The organism is Vibrio sp. zbq_1, from assembly GCF_043102935.1.
Classification (GTDB): domain Bacteria; phylum Pseudomonadota; class Gammaproteobacteria; order Enterobacterales; family Vibrionaceae; genus Vibrio; species Vibrio parahaemolyticus.
Genome location: NZ_JBICJH010000004.1, coordinates 216,311 through 235,125, shown reverse-complemented (window position 1 = coordinate 235,125; position 18,815 = coordinate 216,311). Strand labels below are relative to the sequence as shown.

Sequence of the window (18,815 nt, the reverse complement as noted above, 5' to 3'; positions counted from 1 at the left end):
TCCATGATCAATTTAGCTGAATTCGCGATTCGCCAACGTAAGTTCGTTCTGTTCTTTACCGTATTGAGCGTGATCGCTGGCATCTATTCTTACTTCGACTTAGGCAAGTTGGAAGACCCGAGCTTTACAGTAAAAACTGCGGTAGTCGTGACCCTTTACCCGGGTGCGTCTGCCGAAGAAGTCGAACACCAAGTCACCGATACCGTGGAAACCAAGTTGCAGGAAATGGCAGAGTTGGATCGCTTGCGATCATTGTCTCGCCCCGGTTTGTCTATGGTCTTTGTTGACCTCAAAGAGAGCCTTAATTCCAAAGCACTTCCGCAGGAATGGGACTTATTGAGACGCAAAGTGGACGATGTAAAACTGCAGCTGCCTTCCAGCGCGCAGATCAGCGTAGTACAAGACGAGTTCTCTGAAGTCTACGGCATGCTTTTCTCTATCCACAGCACAGATGCTGCGCCAGAAGAGTTACGTCGCTACGCCGAAGAGCTGCAACGCCAAATCAAAGCCGTCGACGGCATCAAAAAGATCGAGCTACACGGCATTCAACCTCGCGTTGTACATATCGATATGCCAGACGAGCGCTTGGCTCAATATGGTTTGTCGATCGCACAAGTTTGGAACCAACTGAGCACACAAAACAGCACGTTCGAAGCGGGAAAATTCGATGCAGGTACAGAGCGTATTCGTATTGCGCAAACCAGTGAGTTTCAGTCTCTAGAAGACATTCGCAATTTAATCATCAATGGTGGCACCGGCGAGTTTGGCTCGGGGTTGATTCGTCTTGGTGACATCGCCGACATCACCATGGGTTATCAAACACCAGCATTGGCAGAAAACCGCTACAACGGAGAGCCCGCTGTCACCTTAGCGGTGAGCCCAGTTCAAGGCATTAACGTGGTGTCACTTGGCGATACGATTCAAGACATCATCGCTAACTACCAAGCAACGCTGCCGTTGGGTGTCGACATCTCGACCGTTGCTTATCAACCTGAAGAAGTACAAAAGTCTATCGACGACTTTGTTGGCAACCTGCTTGAAAGTGTCGCGATTGTTTTTGTGGTGTTGTTGGTCTTCATGGGTTTTAAGAGTGCGACCATCGTTGGCGCAAGCTTGCTCCTGACGATTTTGCTCACGCTTGTATACATGAACATCGCCAGCATCGATTTGCACCGTGTCTCGCTAGGTACGTTTATTCTCGCACTGGGCATGTTGGTGGATAACGCCATTGTGATCACCGATATGATGATCGCTAAGCTCAACAAAGGTATCGAGCGAACTCGCGCCGCGATTGATTCCGTCAAAGAAACCGCCGTGCCACTTTTAGGTGCAACTGTCATCGCGATTATGGGCGCAAGCCCAGTGTTGTTCTCCAAAACCGACTCCGCCGAGTTTGCGAGCTCTGTGTTCTACATTGTGGCATCGTCACTGTTGCTTTCATGGATCGTCGCGATGACGTTTACGGTATTAATGGCGTGGATGTTCATCAAGCCAAAAGCTAACAGCGAAGAGACCAAACCGAGCCGTTATAAACAGTTGGTATTCTGGACGGTGGACAACCCGCGTAAAGCATTAGCCGCTTTGGTTCCGTTGATTTTAGTCACCGCCGTGGCAATCCCGTATGTGGCCGTGAACTTTATTCCTCAGTCGGATCGCTCAATTGTGTTTCTCGATTACTGGCTACCCAATGGTGCCAAGATTGAACAAACCTCGGCAGACATGCGCAAAGTTGAAGAATGGTTGGTCGCACAACCAGAAGTGGAAAGTATCTCTAGCTATGTCGGCACCAGTGCACCTCGCTTCTCGGTAACGGTAGAGCCTGAACCGCTCGACCCTGCCTACGGCCAGATTCTGATCAACACCAAAGACTACGAGAGCATCAGTCACTTGGTGACGCGTGGTGATGATTGGCTGAAAGAGGCGTTTCCGGATGCCGAACCTCGCTTCCGAGCGCTGAAGCTAGCAACCAAAGATAAGTTCGCGGTTGAGGTGCGTTTTTCTGGTCCGGATGAAACCGTATTACATCAACTAGCGGCGGAAGCGAAAACGATTTTTGCTTCAAACCCTGATGCAAAATACATTCGCGATGATTGGCGCCAAGAAAGCAAAGTGCTCAAGCCGATTCTAAACCAAGACAAAATGCGTCAAGCAGGAATTAACCGCGCCGATGTCGCTTTCGCGCTAAAACGCGCATCAGACGGCATGCCGCTCGGACAAATGAACCTGAATGATGAGCTGATTCCAATTCAGTTACGTGGCACATCGCAAAACATGGCGTCACTAGAAACGCTACCTGTGCGCTCGCTACTTGGCTTTAACAGCGTTCCACTTGGTCAAGTGGTGGATGGATTCGAACTGGTCACCGAAGAGAGCATGATTTGGCGACGAGACCGCGTGAAAACCATCACGGTTCAAGCGGGTGTGAGCCGAGACTCCACACCAGCGAATGTAAGAAATGCCATTAAAGATCAGGTTGAAGCTATCCAACTTCCGGCGGGTTACAGCATGGAATGGGGAGGCGAATATTACGATGAAGACAAAGCGGTCACCGACATCATGAAGCAGCAACCAAAAGCAATGCTGATCATGGTGATCATTTTAGTCGCGATGTTCAACGGCTTTAAGCAACCAATCATCATCCTCGCAACGCTACCACTGGCAGCATCAGGGGCTGTGTTTGCTCTGCTTGGATTCGATAAACCATTTGGCTTTATGGCACTGATCGGAGCTATCACACTAACCGGGATGATCATCAAAAATGGCATCGTACTAATGGATCAAATTGAGCTCGAACGCACAAATGGCAAGAGCTTGTCTGACGCGATCAAAGAAGCCACGGTCAACCGTACTATGGCCATTTCTATGGGTGCGTTAACGACCGCGCTCGGCATGATCCCGCTGCTGTCAGATCTGCTGTTTGACCAAATGGCGGCAACCATCATCGGAGGCTTGGCAGCCGCAACCATATTGTCACTGTTTGTCATGCCTGCGCTGTATCGCCTTGCTTACAAAGAAAAAGCACCATCCACACAAACCAACGCTGAGCTAGAGGAGGCGTCATCGTGAAAAAATTCATTCTAACGCCTGTCGTTCTAGCCCTAAGTTTAGCGGGCTGTGCAGTGGGGCCAGACTACCAAGCACCGACCACCAGCATGGCAGAAACCTACTTGAACGCCGAAAATGCAGGGTTGAGTACCGATTCACAACACGTTGAGTTTTGGTGGACTAAGTTTCACGATCCGGTGTTGAATCAAATGGTTCAAGACATGCAGAGCCAAAACATTCCGCTGAAAGTGGCGGCCGAGCGGGTGAAAATGGCCAACAACTATAAAACCATGGTGGAGTCATTCAAGGTACCGACAATTAATCTCGGTGCGGGTTACATGAACTATCAGTTCAGTAAAAATGACTCTTCACTCGGTCCGATATTGAATCCGCTCAGTGATTCCGTGTCGGGTCTGCCACCTCAAATTGGTAACATCACCCTAATGGATAATCAGCACGATGGCGTATTTACAGGCGCGAGTATCGCTTGGGAGGCTGATCTGTTTGGGCGCATTGACCGCCAAGCGAACGCGGCACAAATTCGTCTCGAACAAGCTCAGATTTATCAAAGCGGCTTGAACACGGTGATCACGGCGGATTTGATTCACAACTACTTGCAATACCAAGGTGCAAGCGAGCGCCTTGAGTTAGCAAAGTCGAACTTAGAAGATCAACGACGTACGCTCGACCTCGTCGAGAAAGTCGTGCGCAGCGGCTACGGCTCTGATCTCGATTTAGCCCAAGCAAAGGCCACGCTTGCGGCGATGGAATCGCTCGTTCCGCAGTTAGAGATTGCACAACAAGCGCACAAACATCGTTTAGCAGTATTGCTTGGTGAGCCGCTAACGCAAGTCGAAATCCGTCTGTCTAAGCAACATAGTGTACCTGTCATGCAGGACATGGTGCCGGTCGGTTTACCTTCCGATCTGTTGAAACGTCGTACCGATATTCGCTTAGCCGAGCGCGAAATGGCCGCGCTCAATGAAGAGTTAGCAGCAAGCGTTGCTGATCAATATCCGAAGTTCTTTTTGACGGGCGCTCCGGGGTTGTCGGCGTCAAGCTTTGACGATCTTTTCAGTAGCGATTCTTTCGGTTGGATGGGCGCGGCAGGCGTAAGCTGGAACTTGTTCGATGGGGGGCGTGGCGAGGCGATTGAAGCCATCAACCAAGCGCGTTTTGATTCGGCGACATTGTCTTATCAACATACGGTAGAGGCGGCTTTGGCAGAAACCGAATCCACGCTGTTTACTTATGGTCGCAGCCAAGAAAATCAGCGCCGAATCGATGATGCATTGAAAGCCACCAATAACGCTGTCAACAAAGCCAAGTCACTGTACCGAGCTGGCTTGATTGATCACTTATCGGTTTTAGATGCGCAACGTCAGCAACGCATGATGCAAGATCAGCAAGTCGCGGCAAAGTTACAAACCGCACAAGCTACGATTGCGCTCTACAAATCACTTGGTGGTGATTGGACGCTACAACCAGAAGCACAACCCGAAACGAATGCCAAAGGTTAGGTTTCTTACAAGCCTCACACCTTTGCATCACAACGGATGCCGTTAAATCGGTTAAAAAGAGGCCACTTAGATGGCCTCTTAGTTTGTGAGGCAAATATTTCTACCACCTATACCCTCTCTCGGTTGTATAATGCCGGCTCTGAAATATTTTGTTACGTTACTTCGGTAACCCCTGGATTACAACATGAACAACAGCAGATGGGTCGGCTTGCTCGGCGGCACGATCGTTTTACTTTGCACATTTCTCCTCTTCGGATCTTCCGTTCATGCTGATTGGTACATGATGCCTGCAGAAGCAGTGAACGGCATCGCATTTACACTGGCTTTCGGGCTAGGGCTGAATAGCATTTTTGCCTACGTCACAGCATTCATTACGCTCGCTGCGTTATTCTACATTGGCTACGTTGTTGGCTACCGCGTTCATCAAAAGCTTAGGTAGAAACCTTAACTTTAAGACCACTTATCTCAACCCACCTAACACTTAAGTTTTAGCTTTTATTCAATAAATTGGCTTTTAACCTACTTTTTATGCGGACATATTGAGATCGGAGCATTTTCCCGAAAACCGTATAGTTTTATGCCATGCTGCCTCATAGAATAGTTTATAAAAACGGCAGTAGGTATCGAGCAACTTTATGAAATGCAGTGTCGCATGCAGACGAGAACAACGCCCGAGAAAGCATATGCGCCCAGCATTTCCCAACCTAAACGGCGCACTTTCTGTGTTTCTCCCGTCCTCCATTCACACTCAGTCCATACAGACTTCTCTCCCTGACTGCCCATTATTTGCTGTTCCTAAGAGACATAACGATGGACAGAACGCAGTTCACCAAAATTTTTACGCGCTACTACATGCGCTCTACAAGTTTGGGGATTATTTTTACCCTATTCGCTTGTGCAATCAGAGGGGTTAATCTTGTTGTATACCTTCCTTACGTGTTATCCGCGAGCACTTGTTTTACTTACCTTTGGGCAAGTCGAACTTTCACGCTCGAGCAAAAACATCAATCTGTCGTCATTGCCCTAATCCTCGGTTACACCCTCACTTTTTACCTGTACTTTTTCTTAGGCGGACATTTTCTTTTTTCGTCGTTGGTGACGATCAACCTACTTTTGACCATGGTTGAGTTCGGTGTTTTTTGGTCGTTCTTTACCTACGCCTTATCAATGACTTTTTGCTTTTACATTGATTTGATAACGGCAGGGAATGACCCTTTTAAACTCCACGCTTTAAAAGAATTTTTCATTCAAAGTACGTTTTTATTTTTGTTCAACCTGTTTATTTACAAAGGGCTACGCTCTATCGAGTGTTATTGGCATGGCATTTGGCAAACACAATATGAACAGGTGGAAAAGCTTGAACGATTGCTCGAAATCGACGAGCTCACTGGGTGCTATTCCCGCTTTAAAGGCAATCAACTGATCGAACAACAGATTCAACGTGCCCAACCGTTTACTCTGTTGTACATCGATCTTGATGGCTTTAAAGCCGTGAATGATGAATTTGGTCACGACGCCGGAGATAAGGTGTTGCAGATCACTGCCCAACGTATTTTGCATCTGTTAGACGACGGCCAGTTCGCGACACGCATCGGAGGCGATGAGTTTATTCTGTGCCTGCCAAACATCGAAGACACCAAGGAGTTAGAACAATTTCAGTCTTTGCTGCATCACGCATGCAGTGCACCCATTTTTATCCATTTTCAAAACGTTCACATCGGTTTAAGTGTTGGTATGGCTCGCTTTCCTCATGAAGGAAGCTGTAGCGATTCCTTAATTCAACATGCTGACCAAATGATGTACCTCACTAAAAGATCAAGAACATAAAGTTTTGGCTCGGTCCGAGCCGCTGAGAAGCACTCAAAAATATAATAATTTCAGGACGTAGATATATGGTTAGTAAGTTAGAATTTTCGCATGCAGTGGCTGCTATTCGAAAGGAAAGGGGGTTAACTCAAGGCCAATTAGCGGATGAGCTAGCCCGAAGTTACAGCGCTTTTGAAAGCTTAAATCAACCCACACTAAGCCAGTGGGAAAGCGGTAAAGTAACGCCCAGTTTGCTCAAGCGGCTTGCTTTCGCTCACTACATCGGCAAGCAGTATCAATACACCTCCAGCGAATACAAACGGGTCAAAGCTTCACAAAGCAAAAGCATCTATTTGAGCTTTAAAGACATTGTTTACGAATACCGTGTAACCGATGTGAAAAATTGCGCCCTTAGCCAAATCAGTTTGACGGAATATGAGCAAATTAACGCCGTACACAAACAACTGATCACGCCCGGCGGAATAGAAGACACGCTCAATCAATTCAATGAATCCCCCAGCAAGGCCCGCCTCTACTACTGTGAAGGCATGTTGGTTGGCCATTTGATTTATCAAGAGCTGAGGTCTGAATTTAGGATTCTCAGCTTTTGGCATTTAGGGCGCTCGATACTGAAGTACTTAGTCACCGACATTCTCCAAGTCATGGGAAATACGATCATCCATTTCCCGGTTCATGAGCCCGTGATTAAACAACTTCTCTTCGACATTTTTATTCGGGACTTCTATCAACATCGGCGAGTTACGTTCTTTAGAGCCCCCGCCACACAAATCTTCGGAAACCCCATGGTGAAATATTGCTTTGATGGGCTGTTAGACCTGGTGCTCTATCGCTTTCATCAAGTAGGAAATGAGTTTATGCAGTCTCGACAGGAGGTTCATTGATGATGAATACCAACACAACCTACAATACCGTCTTATTGTTCACCTTCAACAACATTCAAGGTCGCGGCTTGCAAACCGCTATTGAACAGAACCTAGAAAAACCCGTACTTTTAACCCAAGGCGCTAACGTCAATTTCCCTAGCACCCGCGATGAACACTATATAGCGATAGTCGATAGCTCTCTCCCTGAATTGCCAGAGGTCAAACAAACACTCAGTGAGTTAGAGCACGTAGATGCGACCGTATTGGTCAACGCAGAACCGAATCTGCGGATCGAGAGCTTACTCACTTGGTCAAACTTGAAAGGTTTGTTCTATTTTGAGGATGATTTCGACAAGGTAATGATGGGGCTAAAAGGCATTTTGAACGGAGAGAATTGGCTCTCTCGCGATATTCTCAATCAACTGATTGGCCACCTATTGAGCCTAAACAATACCGTCGGTGAGCTAGAAACGAAACTCGAAATGGAACTGACCCGTCGTGAGATGCAAGTGCTCACCGCACTGTGTCAGGGTGGCTCAAACCTTGATATTGCCGACTCGCTCTTTGTCAGTGAGCACACGGTGAAATCGCACCTCTATAGTATTTTCCGTAAGCTCGAAGTCAAAAACCGCATGCAGGCCATTACGTGGGCAAAACGTAATTTACTCTAGTGTGAAACAACAAAGGGAGCATGGAAGCCCCCTTTCAACGTTGAGTTTGTGTTTACTGCATCAAATGGTAAACCCGTAATGATGTCGACATCGCGTCCAGATCGTCTCCCAAAAACTCAATCGTTACAGGCTGGTTCGCCAGAAGAGTGAGGCTGGAATCACTAAAACGACCTTGGGTATCACACTCCACATGCACAAAGAAAGCAGGCTTATCCGCAACCAAAGTAATTTGGCTGCCCTCAATCGAGACATCAATATTGGCTTTCGCCATCGGCAACGTTTTCAGCTCATGAGTGCAAAACCATGTGTTGCTTATTCTGTCTTCACCGATTTGCGCTTCAACGTAGAAGAAGCCTGACGTAAGTTCATCCTTCTCAAACGATTCATCCAATTGCCACAAAATCGTATTACTGTCTGCTATGACCGTCTGTTCTAAGCTCCAACATTGCTTTTCTTCCCCTTGCCAATCTACCCACTTGAGCTGAGCATTGACGCTTGCTGGCTCTTTGGCATCATTGAGCAAATGCAGGCTCAACTTGCCTGTATGCTCGGAAAATGCCAAATACTGCGGCGCAAAAAATCGCTTCGCATGGTAGTGCAACTGCTTCCAACGGCCACTGTACTCCAAGCTTGACCAAGAACTGACGGGCCAGTTGTCATTGAGCTGCCAATACAGCATGCCTCGACAAATTGGAGAAATCGCGCGCCAGTGATCACACGCGGTTTTGATGGCGATCGCTTGTTGCACCTGGCTCAAATACAACATCTGCTCAAAGCCCGATGGAAAACGGAAGTAACGAGTAAACATCTCAGTGATGATGCTGTTACCACGTGGATTCTTTTGGTGTTGCTCGAACGTTGGTGAAGTGATGTTCCAGTCTCGCTCGGGTACAAACTGCTTCACCTCTGCAAAAGACGGCCAAGATTGGAAGCCAAATTCAGAGCAAAAACGCGGGTTAATGTTTAGATACGCGCTAAATGATTTACCCGAATGCCATACATCCCAAAAGTGCATGTCGCCTTTGCTATCATCGTGCCATGCGTCACCAAAATCCAACTCGCCATTGCAGGGAGAGCTCGGCCAAAAGCGGCGCGAATCATCTTGCTGAGTAATCACTTGTTCAATCATGCGATTGAGGCGGTCATAATTGACGGTGTATTTTACTTTGTTGTGCTTGGATTCTTCATACCAACCAATGGCACCAATCACTTCGTTGTCGCCACACCAAAGCGCAATGGAAGGATGCGCTTTAAGACGAGGAATTTGGAATCGAAGTTCTTCTTCTACGTCTTTTAAAAACTCGTCGTTTGATGGGTACAACGAGCAGGCGAACATCATGTCTTGCCACACCAGCAAACCGAGTTCATCGCAAAGGTTATAAAAGGTTTCACTCTCGTACTGACCGCCGCCCCACACGCGAATCATGTTCATGTTGGCATCAACCGCACTTTGCAATAGGTCTCGATAACGGTGTTCACATTCTCGCCCCGGCATCGCATCGACAGGAATCCAGTTCGCACCTTTGGCATTAATAGGCGTGCCATTGACGATAAATTCCATCGCAGAGCCATGTTCATCTGCCTGACTATTTAAGCTCAACTGACGCAGTCCAATCTTGCGCGACAGCGTTTGCTCACCACAACCAACAGAAATGGTGTACAGATGCGCGTCGCCGTAACCTGCTGGCCACCAAAGTTGCGGCTTTTGAACATGGAACTGACAGTGATAGTGACCACTTCCTTCGATTTGAATGAATTGAACTTCGCCATCAAATTCCACGGTAACATGATGGCTTTGGTTGTCGGTTTGCACTTCCACCAGCGCGTCTAAAATCACACTGCCATCGGCTTGCCATTGTTGCTCGGTTGAGACATTTTTTAACCAAATGTCGGTCACTACATCGATTTGGATTGGGTCGTAAATTCCCGATACCATCAAACAAATGCCCCAATCCCATCCGGAATGGCATTGTGTTTTGCGGATCAAATTCATGTGTGGAATTTGGTTGTTGCCCATTGCCGATGGAATAGGAAATGGCAGTTTTTTTGCTCTTGCGATACCTTCTAAATCCACCCGAGCAAACTCAACCCGAATTGTGTTAGTACCTTGTTTTAAATACGGTTTAATATCCACACGTTGCTGGGCAAACATATTGCTGCTAGTTAGTACTCGCTCACCATTGATAAAGAACTGAGCCAAAGTGTCAACGCGAGTCAGCGTCATCCAAATATGAGAAGCGCACAGTGTGGAGTCGCCCACTTCAAACTGTCGTTCAATATGCCAATCACATTCTTCGATCCAGCGGACTTTGGCTTCGTTATCAGCAAAATAAGGATTGGGGATGAGCTCTGCTTGCAATAATGCCGAGACATTATCGCCGGGCAAATTCATAGGAATATCGATATCTAGACGCTGTGGTGAGGTAAGTTGCCACGTCCCGTTGAGTTCAATTTGAGCCATAGGGTAAAACCTTTAATTTTTATTAGAACAGGTTGGCTCAATGTAATTCTGATGAGTCCCTACAAGAATAAGGGGAATGTCATTTACAAACGAAATGCGGCGCACTTCACGCCAAAATTTCAGTCAAAATCTCTGCAAAAAAATCAGAGGCTTGGCTAAAGTGTTAAAAATTAATCTAAATCTACGGTTATATTCGCTATCTCGACATGTTACCATCAGCGGCTTTTTGAACATCCTCACACTTTTCATCGACTTGATGTGAGGGGAAATGCACGGCTTCCGAGCCCTAAAAAGCGAAGTAATTATGTCAAATATGACGAATGCCGCCCCCCATACTCCTATTCAGGAAGCAGACTATTCTGCCATTCATCCCCCTTCCCTACTGAAACGCCTCGAACTCACCAATCCAGTATTCTGGTTGAGTGGTAGCTTCCTCAGTTTGTTCGTTCTGCTTGCATTGACGAACACCGAATCTCTAACCGCAATGGTTAACGCAGGCTTTGGGTTTGCGACAAAATATTTCGGAGCTTACTGGCAAGTATTGCTTCTTCTCAATTTCCTTATCGGTTTGGCTCTCGCGTTTGGTCGTACAGGGTATGTACGTTTGGGCGGCTTAGCGAAACCAGACATCGACACATTTAAATGGCTGTCGATTGTACTGTGCACCCTACTCGCTGGTGGTGGTGTTTTTTGGGCTGCTGCCGAGCCAATTGCTCACTTTGTTACAGCGCCACCTTTGTATGGTGAAGCTTCACCAAAAACTTCTGCAATCAATGCATTATCTCAGTCGTTTATGCACTGGGGATTTTTGGCTTGGGCGATTCTCGGTTGCCTTTCTTCCATCGTATTGATGCACCTGCACTACGACAAAGGCTTGCCACTTAAACCACGCACATTGCTTTACCCAATCTTTGGCGACAAAGCGATTCATGGCTGGATTGGTAACCTGGCGGATGCGTGCAGCATCATCGCCGTTGCCGCTGGTACTATCGGCCCTATTGGCTTTCTTGGTTTGCAAATCAGCTACGCGCTGAACTCATTATTTGGTTTCCCAGATAACTTCATCACCCAAAGCATGGTGATTGTCGCTGCCATCGTGATGTACACGCTTTCGGCGCTAAGTGGCGTAAGCAAAGGCATCCAACTTGTGAGCCGTTACAACATCATCCTGTCGGTACTGCTGATCGGTTACATCCTGTTCTTTGGCCCAACGAGCTTTATTATTGATGGCTATGTGCAAGGCGTAGGCCGCATGGTGGATAACTTTTTCCCGATGGCGCTTTATCGCGGTGACACTGGCTGGTTAAGCTGGTGGACGGTGTTCTTCTGGGGTTGGTTTATTGGTTACGGGCCAATGATGGCAATCTTCATCGCGCGTATTTCGCGTGGCCGTACCATTCGCCAATTGATTTTGTCCATCAGTATTGCTGCACCGCTGATCACCTGTTTTTGGTTCAGCATCGTGGGCGGTAGCGGTTTAGCATTCGAGCTCGCGAATCCGGGATTGATCTCTTCGGCTTTTGAAGGCTTCAACCTTCCAGCCGTATTGCTCGCAATCACTGGTGAACTGCCATTTCCAATGATCATTTCGGTGCTGTTCTTGATTTTGACCACCACCTTCATCGTTACGACTGGTGACTCGATGACCTACACCATCAGTGTGGTAATGACAGGTTCTGCCGAGCCAAACGCAGTGATTCGCTCGTTTTGGGGATTGATGATGGGCGTTGTGGCTATCGCGCTGATTTCTATGGGTTCTGGTGGCATCACAGCGCTGCAATCCTTCATTGTGATTACCGCAGTTCCTGTATCTTTCATTTTGCTACCTAGTATTTTGAAAGCGCCGGGCATTGCCAATCAAATGGCGAAGGAGCAAGGTTTGGTTTAAGTCTGTTTTAGATATCCAACTCCATAAAATGCAAAGAGCCCTTAATTGGGCTCTTTTTGATTCTGCTGTTTATCCCACGCTGTCTATGCGAATCATCACCGCGTCAGGTCGCCAGTATTCCAACTCGCAATCCATTAGCTCGCCATCTTGCTTGTAGTTCACGCGACAAATTTTCAGTACAGGTTGTCCTTCAGTCAGGTTCAATGCTTTCGCCACATGTGCTGGCGCTGACGTTGGAATGACATCGAATCGAGAGCGCATTGTCTCGTAGCCATATTTCTCACGGTAAATGCCCGTCAGCGACATAGTTAGATTCTCTGCCAAAATACCATCGAACAAACTCGCTTTTAGCACGTTTTCAACAAACAGCACGGCTCGTCCATCAATACAACGCAAACGCTCAATGATGTGGATTGGCGTCATCTGCTCGATATCAAGCGCTTTTGCATAATCCCCTGCCGCCATTTCACTGCGCACGCTGATCAGTTGGGTGGCTGCAATCCGATGCTGCTCACGAATCATTTGATGAAAGTGAGAACGCGACAACGGGTTGTAGCAGATTCGCTCAGGAGACACGTACCAACCACGGCGCTCTTCTCGATAAATCAGCCCTTCAGTTTCCAACGAGACTAACGCATCTTTAATCGTGATTCGGGTGGTAGAAAACAGCTCACTTAACTCTCTTTCTGAAGGCAGTTTTTGCCCTTGAGAAACCACGCCAGAGTGAATTTGCTGTCTCAAACTGGCTTTAATTTTTCCTAACTGCGTCCCTAACTGGCTCGCACCTGTTGTTTTCATTCTGACCTAGTCCAATAGATATTTTCTCAACAACATAAGCGGCTTAAGTAACAGAAATATGACAAGTCAAACTGCTCACTTCTTCATCAAATGAAATACAAACGCCACAGAAGTGAATCATAACTGTCAAATTATCTGCACCAAACCGTCACATTCCCCCCATAGGATAAAAAGCGAACTTACTGACCTAGTCCAGAAGGATAGAGACAATGAAAACTTTGCTTAGCCGTTCCACTGCCGTGCCTGCCAAACTGCTTGCAGCCACCGCAATTACAGCAACATTATCGGCGCCTGCTTTTTCAGCGGATGCCAATGTAGAATCCCTAGTAAAAGCCGCTCAAAAAGAAGGCTCGGTTTACAGTGTGGGCATGCCAGACAGTTGGGCAAACTGGAAAGACACGTGGGCTGATTTGCAATCAAACTACGGTTTGAAACATCAAGACACTGACATGAGCTCTGCACAAGAAATCGCGAAATTCGAAGCAGAGAAGAAAAATGCGACCGCAGATATCGGTGACGTCGGTTTTGCATTTGCGCGAGTTGCCGTGAAAAAAGGCGTAACTCAACCGTATAAACCGACCACTTGGAATGACATTCCCGATTGGGCGAAAGATAAAGATGGCCATTGGGCGCTGGCATACACTGGCACTATCTCTTTTATCTCAAACAACAACCTAGTCAAAGACGCACCAAAAACTTGGGGTGACTTACTCAAAGGTGACTACAAAGTGACGGTTGGAGACGTAGGCGTTGCGGCGCAAGCGAACAACGCGGTTTTGGCAGCCGCTTTTGCCAACGGTGGTGACGAATCGAACCTTAAACCAGCAATCAAGTTCTTTGCTGAACTGGCGAAACAAGGTCGCTTGTCATTTACCGATCCGAACATCGCCAACCTAGAAAAAGGCGAAGTTGAAGTGGCGATCATGTGGGACTTCAACGCGCTGAACTACCGCGACAAGATTGACCGCGAGCGCTTTACTGTCACGATTCCACAAGATGGTTCCGTGATTTCTGGTTACACAACCATCATCAACAAATACGCGAAAAATCCAAACGCAGCCAAATTGGCTCGTGAGTACATCTTTAGTGACCAAGGCCAAATCAACCTAGCAGAAGGTTACGCACGTCCAATTCGCACCAGTATTACTCTGCCAAAATCTGTGCAAGACAAGCTGATTGCAAATGACCAGTACAGCACCGTTCACCCAGTGACCGACTTCTCTGCATGGGAAAAATCAGCACGTAAGCTGCCACGTCAATGGCAAGAAAGTGTATTGATTCACCAGCAGTAACCTCCCTCCAAGAAGTATTGAGAATTTATCATGAGCAATAAGGTTATCCTTGTTGTTCTAGATGGACTGAACTATCAGGTAGCCCGCAATTGTATGGGCTACCTAAACGGTCTACTAGAACATGGTCATTCACGACCAGAAATGCGCGCCACGCTTTACCCCGTGCAATGCGAACTCCCTTCAATGTCGCGTCCACTGTATGAGTGCATTTTAACTGGGGTTCGCCCCGTAGAAAGCGGCATTGTGAACAACAATATCGTTCGTCTGTCGAATCATGATTCCATCTTTAGTTTGGCAAAATCGCAAGGCAAAGTGACGGCGGCGGCGGCTTACCACTGGGTGAGCGAGCTCTATAACCGCGCCCCATTTGAGCCGATTCGCGATCGTTTTACGAACGATGAAACAATGAATATTCAGCACGGCTGTTTCTATCATTGGGATCATTATCCTGATGAAGCGCTTTTCATAGACGCTGAACATTTGCGTCGCACTCACCAGCCTGATTTTTTGCTAATCCACCCAATGAACATTGATGACATGGGTCACAAGCACGGATTGGATTCTCGCCAATACCGCAACTCAGCACGTGGTGCAGACATCATTCTCTCCAATTACATCGTGCAATGGTTGGCCGATGGCTATCAGATCATCGTCACCAGTGACCATGGCATGAACAACGATCTTTCTCACGGCGGTATTCTCCCTGAAGAGCGTGAAGTTCCGATGTTTGTGATTGGCGACAAGTTCACACATCAAGAGTGTCACGTTAAACAAACCGAGATTTGTGGCACGGTTTGTCAGTTGTTAAACCTTGACCACAATAAACCTTACACGCAAGCGTTGTTAGCACTATGAGCAGTTCTGTTTTATCACCAAGCGCGAGCCGCGCGGCGAAACCAACGACAAGTGTTTGGCTTAAGCGCATCAAACCCGCATTCTGGCTGGTTCCCTTTGCACTTTTTTTCTACCTATTTCAACTCGCGCCCATGATTTGGGTGCTGTTTAACAGCTTTATCTACGATGGAGAGTTCGCTTTCGATAACTACATCGAAGTACTCGATTCTGCGTTCATGCTGCAAGCATTCGGAAACAGTTTATGGTTGTCCGTTTGGTCGAGTATTTTCGGACTCGCCATCGCGACGCTGTTGGTTTCTTCCTTACGCCGAGTAGACAGTAAGCTAAGAGACGCCGTGATTGCCTTCACCAACATGAGCAGCAACTTTGCAGGCGTACCTCTGTCGTTTGCCTTCATCATCATCTTAGGCACAAACGGCGCGATTACGTTGTTGCTCAAGCAATATGGCTTGCTCGGTGATTTTGACTTGTACGGCAAATGGGGCTTGCTGGCGATTTACATCTACTTCCAAATCCCACTGGCGGTTTTACTGCTTTATCCCGCTTTTGATGCGCTGAGCGATGATTGGCAAGCGGCGGCTGCACTGTTGGGGGCAAGAACTGCGCAATATTGGGCGAAAGTGGCTTTGCCTGTGCTTTCTCCTGCCCTGTTTGGCACTTTCATTATTTTGATCGCCAATGCGATCGGCGCGTATGCCAGCGTCTATGCGCTCACTTCTGGTAACTACAACGTCATTACCATTCGTATTGCCAGTTTGGTGTCTGGTGATTTGTTCCTAGAGCCAAATTTAGCGGCCGCCATCTCGGTCATCTTAATGGCGCTGTTGGCGTTTATTACGATGATTAACCAGTGGCTGATTGCCAAAAGTTACGCAGCTAAGAAAAGCAGGAAGTAAACCATGCAAGACGTAAATTCTCGATTCCATAAAAGCGTCGTTTACACCATCGTCGGAATCATGCTGATCCCGATTCTAGCGACGTTCATTTACTCGCTCTCTTCTCGCTGGGGCGCAACGATTCTACCTGATGGTTTCACTTTTGACTGGTACATTAAACTGCTAACGGATCCTCGCTTCTTACAGGCGTTTGGTCGCTCGCTCTTTATTGGCCTTTCAGCACTAGCACTGAGTGTTGTTCTCGTACTGCCTGCGATTTTCGTGGTGTTTTACTACTTTCCGAAACTCGACAAGCTGATGAATATCCTGATTTTGCTGCCATTTGCAGTACCACCCGTGGTTTCGTCTGTGGGCCTTCTTCAACTCTATGCCGACAGTGAAATTTCCCTTATAGGCACACCTTGGATTTTAGTGGGCACTTACTTCACCATCGCATTGCCATTTATGTATCGCGCCATTTCCAACAGCTTTGAAGCCATCAATTTACATGATTTGATGGACGCAGCGCACTTGCTTGGCTCAAGTACGACCAAAGCTTTTTTGTTGATCATTTTACCCAATTTAAAGAAAGGTTTAATGGCATCGTTGTTCCTCTCCTTCTCATTCTTACTAGGAGAGTTCGTGTTCGCCAATATTTTGGTTGGCACTCGCTACGAAACCCTACAAATCTACTTGTACAACATGCGTCAAACCAGCGGCCACTTCACATCTGCGCTCGTGATGACCTATTTCCTGTTTATTTTCTTACTGACTTGGTTGGCAAGTCGTTTCAGCCGAGGAGTCAAATAATGAGTTACGTAACCGCAAAAAACCTTACCAAACGTTTTGGTGCCAATACGGTATTTGAAGACATTCAATTCGCTATCGAACAAGGCGAGTTCATCACGCTTTTAGGACCAAGTGGCTGTGGTAAATCCACACTACTTCGCAGTCTTGCGGGTTTAAATCCGGTTGATGGTGGTGAAATCTGGGTAAATGGCGAAGAGATCACCCACCAAGTGCCACAAGAAAGAGGCATCGGTATGGTTTTTCAGTCTTACGCGCTGTTTCCAAACATGACGGTTGAGGGCAACATCGCTTTTGGCTTGAAAATGAAGAAACTCGCCTCTGATGAAATTCAACGCGAAGTGACAAAAGTCATAGCGTTAGTTGACTTAAAAGGCAAAGAAAAACACTACCCACACCAACTTTCTGGAGGCCAACGTCAGCGTGTGGCATTAGCCCGAGCGCTCGTGGTTAAACCTCGTATTCTTTTACTTGATGAGCCGCTTTCGGCACTGGATGCAAAGATCCGTAAGCATCTTCGCCAACAGATCCGCGATATACAAAAAGAGATGAACCTAACTACCATCTTTGTGACTCATGACCAAGAAGAAGCGATGATCATGTCTGATCGAATCTTTTTGATGAACAAAGGGGAGATTGTTCAAGCCGGCACACCAGAAGCGATCTACACTCACCCTGCCAATGAATTTGTGGCTGGGTTTATGGGGCATTACAACTTGGTCGATGCTAACAAAGCCAAACAACTCTTTAATATCGATACCGAATGGAAGGTGGCAATTCGTCCAGAGTCCATCTACGTGAAAGAGCATGGTCGCCAATACGGAAGCCATATTTCTGCACCGCAGATGGGAACCATCAAAAACCACCAACTGCTTGGCAATGTAATTCGCTACCAAGTATGCGTCGAAGAGTGCGATCTTACGGTCGATTTGCTCAACCGTTCATCCGAACGATTGCTAGCTAACGGCAGTCAACTAGAGCTATTGTTTAACCTTAACGAAATTCAACCAGTGAGAGCCTAACATGTCCAAACCTTTGTACGTCTTTGATATGGATGAAACTCTAATCAACGCCGACTGTGCGATGATTTGGAACGCATTTTTGGTTGAAAAAGGCATAGCAACGCAACCAAACTTCATCGAGGAAGATCAGCGTTTAATGGCCTTGTACGCAGAAGGCAAAATGGACATGGAGGACTACTTAGAATTCTGTATGGCACCACTGGCTGACATGCCCATTGCACACGTCCTTATGTTGGTAGAAGAGTGTGTAGAGCACCACATCCTGCCTAAGCAGTTTGAGCAATCCAAAACGTTGATAGCACAGTTGGATCGCGATGACATCGATATGGTTATCATCTCTGCGAGCGTGACATTCTTAGTCGAAGCGGTCGCCCGTCGATTAGGAATTCCCGTCGCATTAGGAATTGATTTGGTTGAGAAGCACGGCAGCTACAGCGCTGAAATTGCAGGCGTTCCGAGTTATCGAGAAGGCAAAGTTATACGCTTGAAAGCATGGTTAGATGCTCAGCCAGAATCTTATTCTGAAGTCCATTTTTACACCGACTCCATCAATGATTTACCTTTGTGCGAATACGCAGATTACGCATATTTGGTGAATCCTTGCCCTCAATTAAAAGCACGCGCAGATAAAGCCAATTGGACAGTTTTGTCTTGGGGTTAGTCACCAACATCTTAAGCTAACCTTTACAAAGTAAAAGAGCGAAATAGGCTGCTCTTTTACTTTCTTGGCTTTAATTTCCATCGCACCTAAGAGCATAACCTACCACTCAAACACACTGCTGCTCTCGCGCAAAAACAAAACACATCATTAACAAACGCAAGGACTTTATGTCACCTTAATCTGAGATATGAAAGATTGAGAACATACTGAGAGCGAATTTATATAACAAA

At 47.0% G+C, this 18,815-nt stretch carries 15 protein-coding genes; 13 read left to right on the top strand and 2 right to left on the bottom strand.

From position 1 onward, the window contains the following. The first annotated feature begins 3 nt into the window (after positions 1-3). From ACF8CV_RS01460 to ACF8CV_RS01435, 6 genes are all read left to right on the top strand, one after another. Positions 4-3,066: an efflux RND transporter permease subunit gene (locus ACF8CV_RS01460; protein WP_138937175.1), complete on the top strand. Its 3,063-nt coding sequence runs from the start codon at positions 4-6 to the stop codon at positions 3,064-3,066. Next, positions 3,063-4,565: an efflux transporter outer membrane subunit gene (locus ACF8CV_RS01455; RefSeq protein ID WP_138937176.1), complete on the top strand. Its 1,503-nt coding sequence runs from the start codon at positions 3,063-3,065 to the stop codon at positions 4,563-4,565. Before ACF8CV_RS01460 ends, ACF8CV_RS01455 begins: the two co-directional genes overlap by 4 nt. A gap of 184 nt (positions 4,566-4,749) precedes the next feature. Continuing rightward, the gene (locus ACF8CV_RS01450) at positions 4,750-5,004 is read left to right on the top strand and encodes a hypothetical protein (RefSeq protein WP_011106259.1); all 255 of its coding nucleotides are present in this window, start codon (positions 4,750-4,752) and stop codon (positions 5,002-5,004) included. Positions 5,005-5,375: 371 nt separating this feature from the next. Next, the gene (locus tag ACF8CV_RS01445; RefSeq protein WP_017447948.1) at positions 5,376-6,392 is read left to right on the top strand and encodes a GGDEF domain-containing protein; all 1,017 of its coding nucleotides are present in this window, start codon (positions 5,376-5,378) and stop codon (positions 6,390-6,392) included. A gap of 65 nt (positions 6,393-6,457) precedes the next feature. After that, complete coding sequence (locus ACF8CV_RS01440; protein WP_005479824.1) at positions 6,458-7,273, top strand: helix-turn-helix domain-containing protein; 816 nt, start codon at positions 6,458-6,460, stop codon at positions 7,271-7,273. Further along, positions 7,273-7,926: a LuxR C-terminal-related transcriptional regulator gene (locus ACF8CV_RS01435; RefSeq protein WP_031820990.1), complete on the top strand. Its 654-nt coding sequence runs from the start codon at positions 7,273-7,275 to the stop codon at positions 7,924-7,926. The genes ACF8CV_RS01440 and ACF8CV_RS01435 overlap by 1 nt, the downstream gene beginning before the upstream one ends. Positions 7,927-7,978: 52 nt before the next feature. On the opposite strand, the gene ACF8CV_RS01430 is transcribed toward ACF8CV_RS01435, so the two are convergent. Continuing rightward, positions 7,979-10,387 carry a glycoside hydrolase family 2 protein gene (locus tag ACF8CV_RS01430; RefSeq protein ID WP_138937177.1) on the bottom strand — a complete coding sequence of 803 codons (2,409 nt, stop codon included), beginning with the start codon at positions 10,385-10,387 and terminating at the stop codon, positions 7,979-7,981. Positions 10,388-10,691: 304 nt separating this feature from the next. Between ACF8CV_RS01430 and ACF8CV_RS01425 the strand changes: the two genes are divergently transcribed. Beyond that, positions 10,692-12,275, top strand: a complete 1,584-nt coding sequence (locus ACF8CV_RS01425) for a BCCT family transporter (protein ID WP_015312921.1) — start codon at positions 10,692-10,694, stop codon at positions 12,273-12,275. 69 nt (positions 12,276-12,344) lie between these two features. On the opposite strand, the gene ACF8CV_RS01420 is transcribed toward ACF8CV_RS01425, so the two are convergent. Beyond that, positions 12,345-13,073, bottom strand: a complete 729-nt coding sequence (locus ACF8CV_RS01420; protein WP_025787978.1) for a UTRA domain-containing protein — start codon at positions 13,071-13,073, stop codon at positions 12,345-12,347. 209 nt (positions 13,074-13,282) lie between these two features. Between ACF8CV_RS01420 and ACF8CV_RS01415 the strand changes: the two genes are divergently transcribed. The 6 genes from ACF8CV_RS01415 to ACF8CV_RS01390 are packed head-to-tail and all read left to right on the top strand — an operon-like array spanning position 13,283 to position 18,585. Beyond that, entirely contained in the window at positions 13,283-14,365 is a 1,083-nt protein-coding gene (locus ACF8CV_RS01415) for an ABC transporter substrate-binding protein (protein ID WP_138937178.1), read from the top strand. A 30-nt stretch (positions 14,366-14,395) separates the two neighbouring features. Next, on the top strand, positions 14,396-15,220 hold the full coding sequence (locus ACF8CV_RS01410; RefSeq protein ID WP_024701495.1) for an alkaline phosphatase family protein: 825 nt from the start codon (positions 14,396-14,398) through the stop codon (positions 15,218-15,220). Then, positions 15,217-16,116 carry an ABC transporter permease subunit gene (locus ACF8CV_RS01405; protein WP_138937179.1) on the top strand — a complete coding sequence of 300 codons (900 nt, stop codon included), beginning with the start codon at positions 15,217-15,219 and terminating at the stop codon, positions 16,114-16,116. Before ACF8CV_RS01410 ends, ACF8CV_RS01405 begins: the two co-directional genes overlap by 4 nt. 3 nt (positions 16,117-16,119) lie before the next feature. Beyond that, on the top strand, positions 16,120-16,905 hold the full coding sequence (locus tag ACF8CV_RS01400; protein ID WP_025540805.1) for an ABC transporter permease: 786 nt from the start codon (positions 16,120-16,122) through the stop codon (positions 16,903-16,905). Continuing rightward, positions 16,905-17,924, top strand: a complete 1,020-nt coding sequence (locus ACF8CV_RS01395) for an ABC transporter ATP-binding protein (protein WP_069505933.1) — start codon at positions 16,905-16,907, stop codon at positions 17,922-17,924. Before ACF8CV_RS01400 ends, ACF8CV_RS01395 begins: the two co-directional genes overlap by 1 nt. Position 17,925: 1 nt before the next feature. After that, complete coding sequence (locus tag ACF8CV_RS01390; RefSeq protein WP_069505934.1) at positions 17,926-18,585, top strand: HAD family phosphatase; 660 nt, start codon at positions 17,926-17,928, stop codon at positions 18,583-18,585. The last annotated feature ends 230 nt before the right edge of the window (positions 18,586-18,815 follow it).

What these genes read in the sequence shown, in the direction of transcription:
- ACF8CV_RS01460 (WP_138937175.1), top strand. Translation starts at nt 4, where the DNA reads ATGATCAATTTAGCTGAATTCGCGATTCGCCAACGTAAGTTCGTTCTG.
- ACF8CV_RS01450 (WP_011106259.1), top strand. Translation starts at nt 4,750, where the DNA reads ATGAACAACAGCAGATGGGTCGGCTTGCTCGGCGGCACGATCGTTTTA.
- ACF8CV_RS01445 (WP_017447948.1), top strand. Translation starts at nt 5,376, where the DNA reads ATGGACAGAACGCAGTTCACCAAAATTTTTACGCGCTACTACATGCGC.
- ACF8CV_RS01440 (WP_005479824.1), top strand. Translation starts at nt 6,458, where the DNA reads ATGGTTAGTAAGTTAGAATTTTCGCATGCAGTGGCTGCTATTCGAAAG.
- ACF8CV_RS01435 (WP_031820990.1), top strand. Translation starts at nt 7,273, where the DNA reads ATGATGAATACCAACACAACCTACAATACCGTCTTATTGTTCACCTTC.
- ACF8CV_RS01430 (WP_138937177.1), bottom strand. Translation starts at nt 10,387, where the DNA reads ATGGCTCAAATTGAACTCAACGGGACGTGGCAACTTACCTCACCACAG.
- ACF8CV_RS01425 (WP_015312921.1), top strand. Translation starts at nt 10,692, where the DNA reads ATGTCAAATATGACGAATGCCGCCCCCCATACTCCTATTCAGGAAGCA.
- ACF8CV_RS01420 (WP_025787978.1), bottom strand. Translation starts at nt 13,073, where the DNA reads ATGAAAACAACAGGTGCGAGCCAGTTAGGGACGCAGTTAGGAAAAATT.
- ACF8CV_RS01415 (WP_138937178.1), top strand. Translation starts at nt 13,283, where the DNA reads ATGAAAACTTTGCTTAGCCGTTCCACTGCCGTGCCTGCCAAACTGCTT.
- ACF8CV_RS01410 (WP_024701495.1), top strand. Translation starts at nt 14,396, where the DNA reads ATGAGCAATAAGGTTATCCTTGTTGTTCTAGATGGACTGAACTATCAG.
- ACF8CV_RS01405 (WP_138937179.1), top strand. Translation starts at nt 15,217, where the DNA reads ATGAGCAGTTCTGTTTTATCACCAAGCGCGAGCCGCGCGGCGAAACCA.
- ACF8CV_RS01400 (WP_025540805.1), top strand. Translation starts at nt 16,120, where the DNA reads ATGCAAGACGTAAATTCTCGATTCCATAAAAGCGTCGTTTACACCATC.
- ACF8CV_RS01395 (WP_069505933.1), top strand. Translation starts at nt 16,905, where the DNA reads ATGAGTTACGTAACCGCAAAAAACCTTACCAAACGTTTTGGTGCCAAT.
- ACF8CV_RS01390 (WP_069505934.1), top strand. Translation starts at nt 17,926, where the DNA reads ATGTCCAAACCTTTGTACGTCTTTGATATGGATGAAACTCTAATCAAC.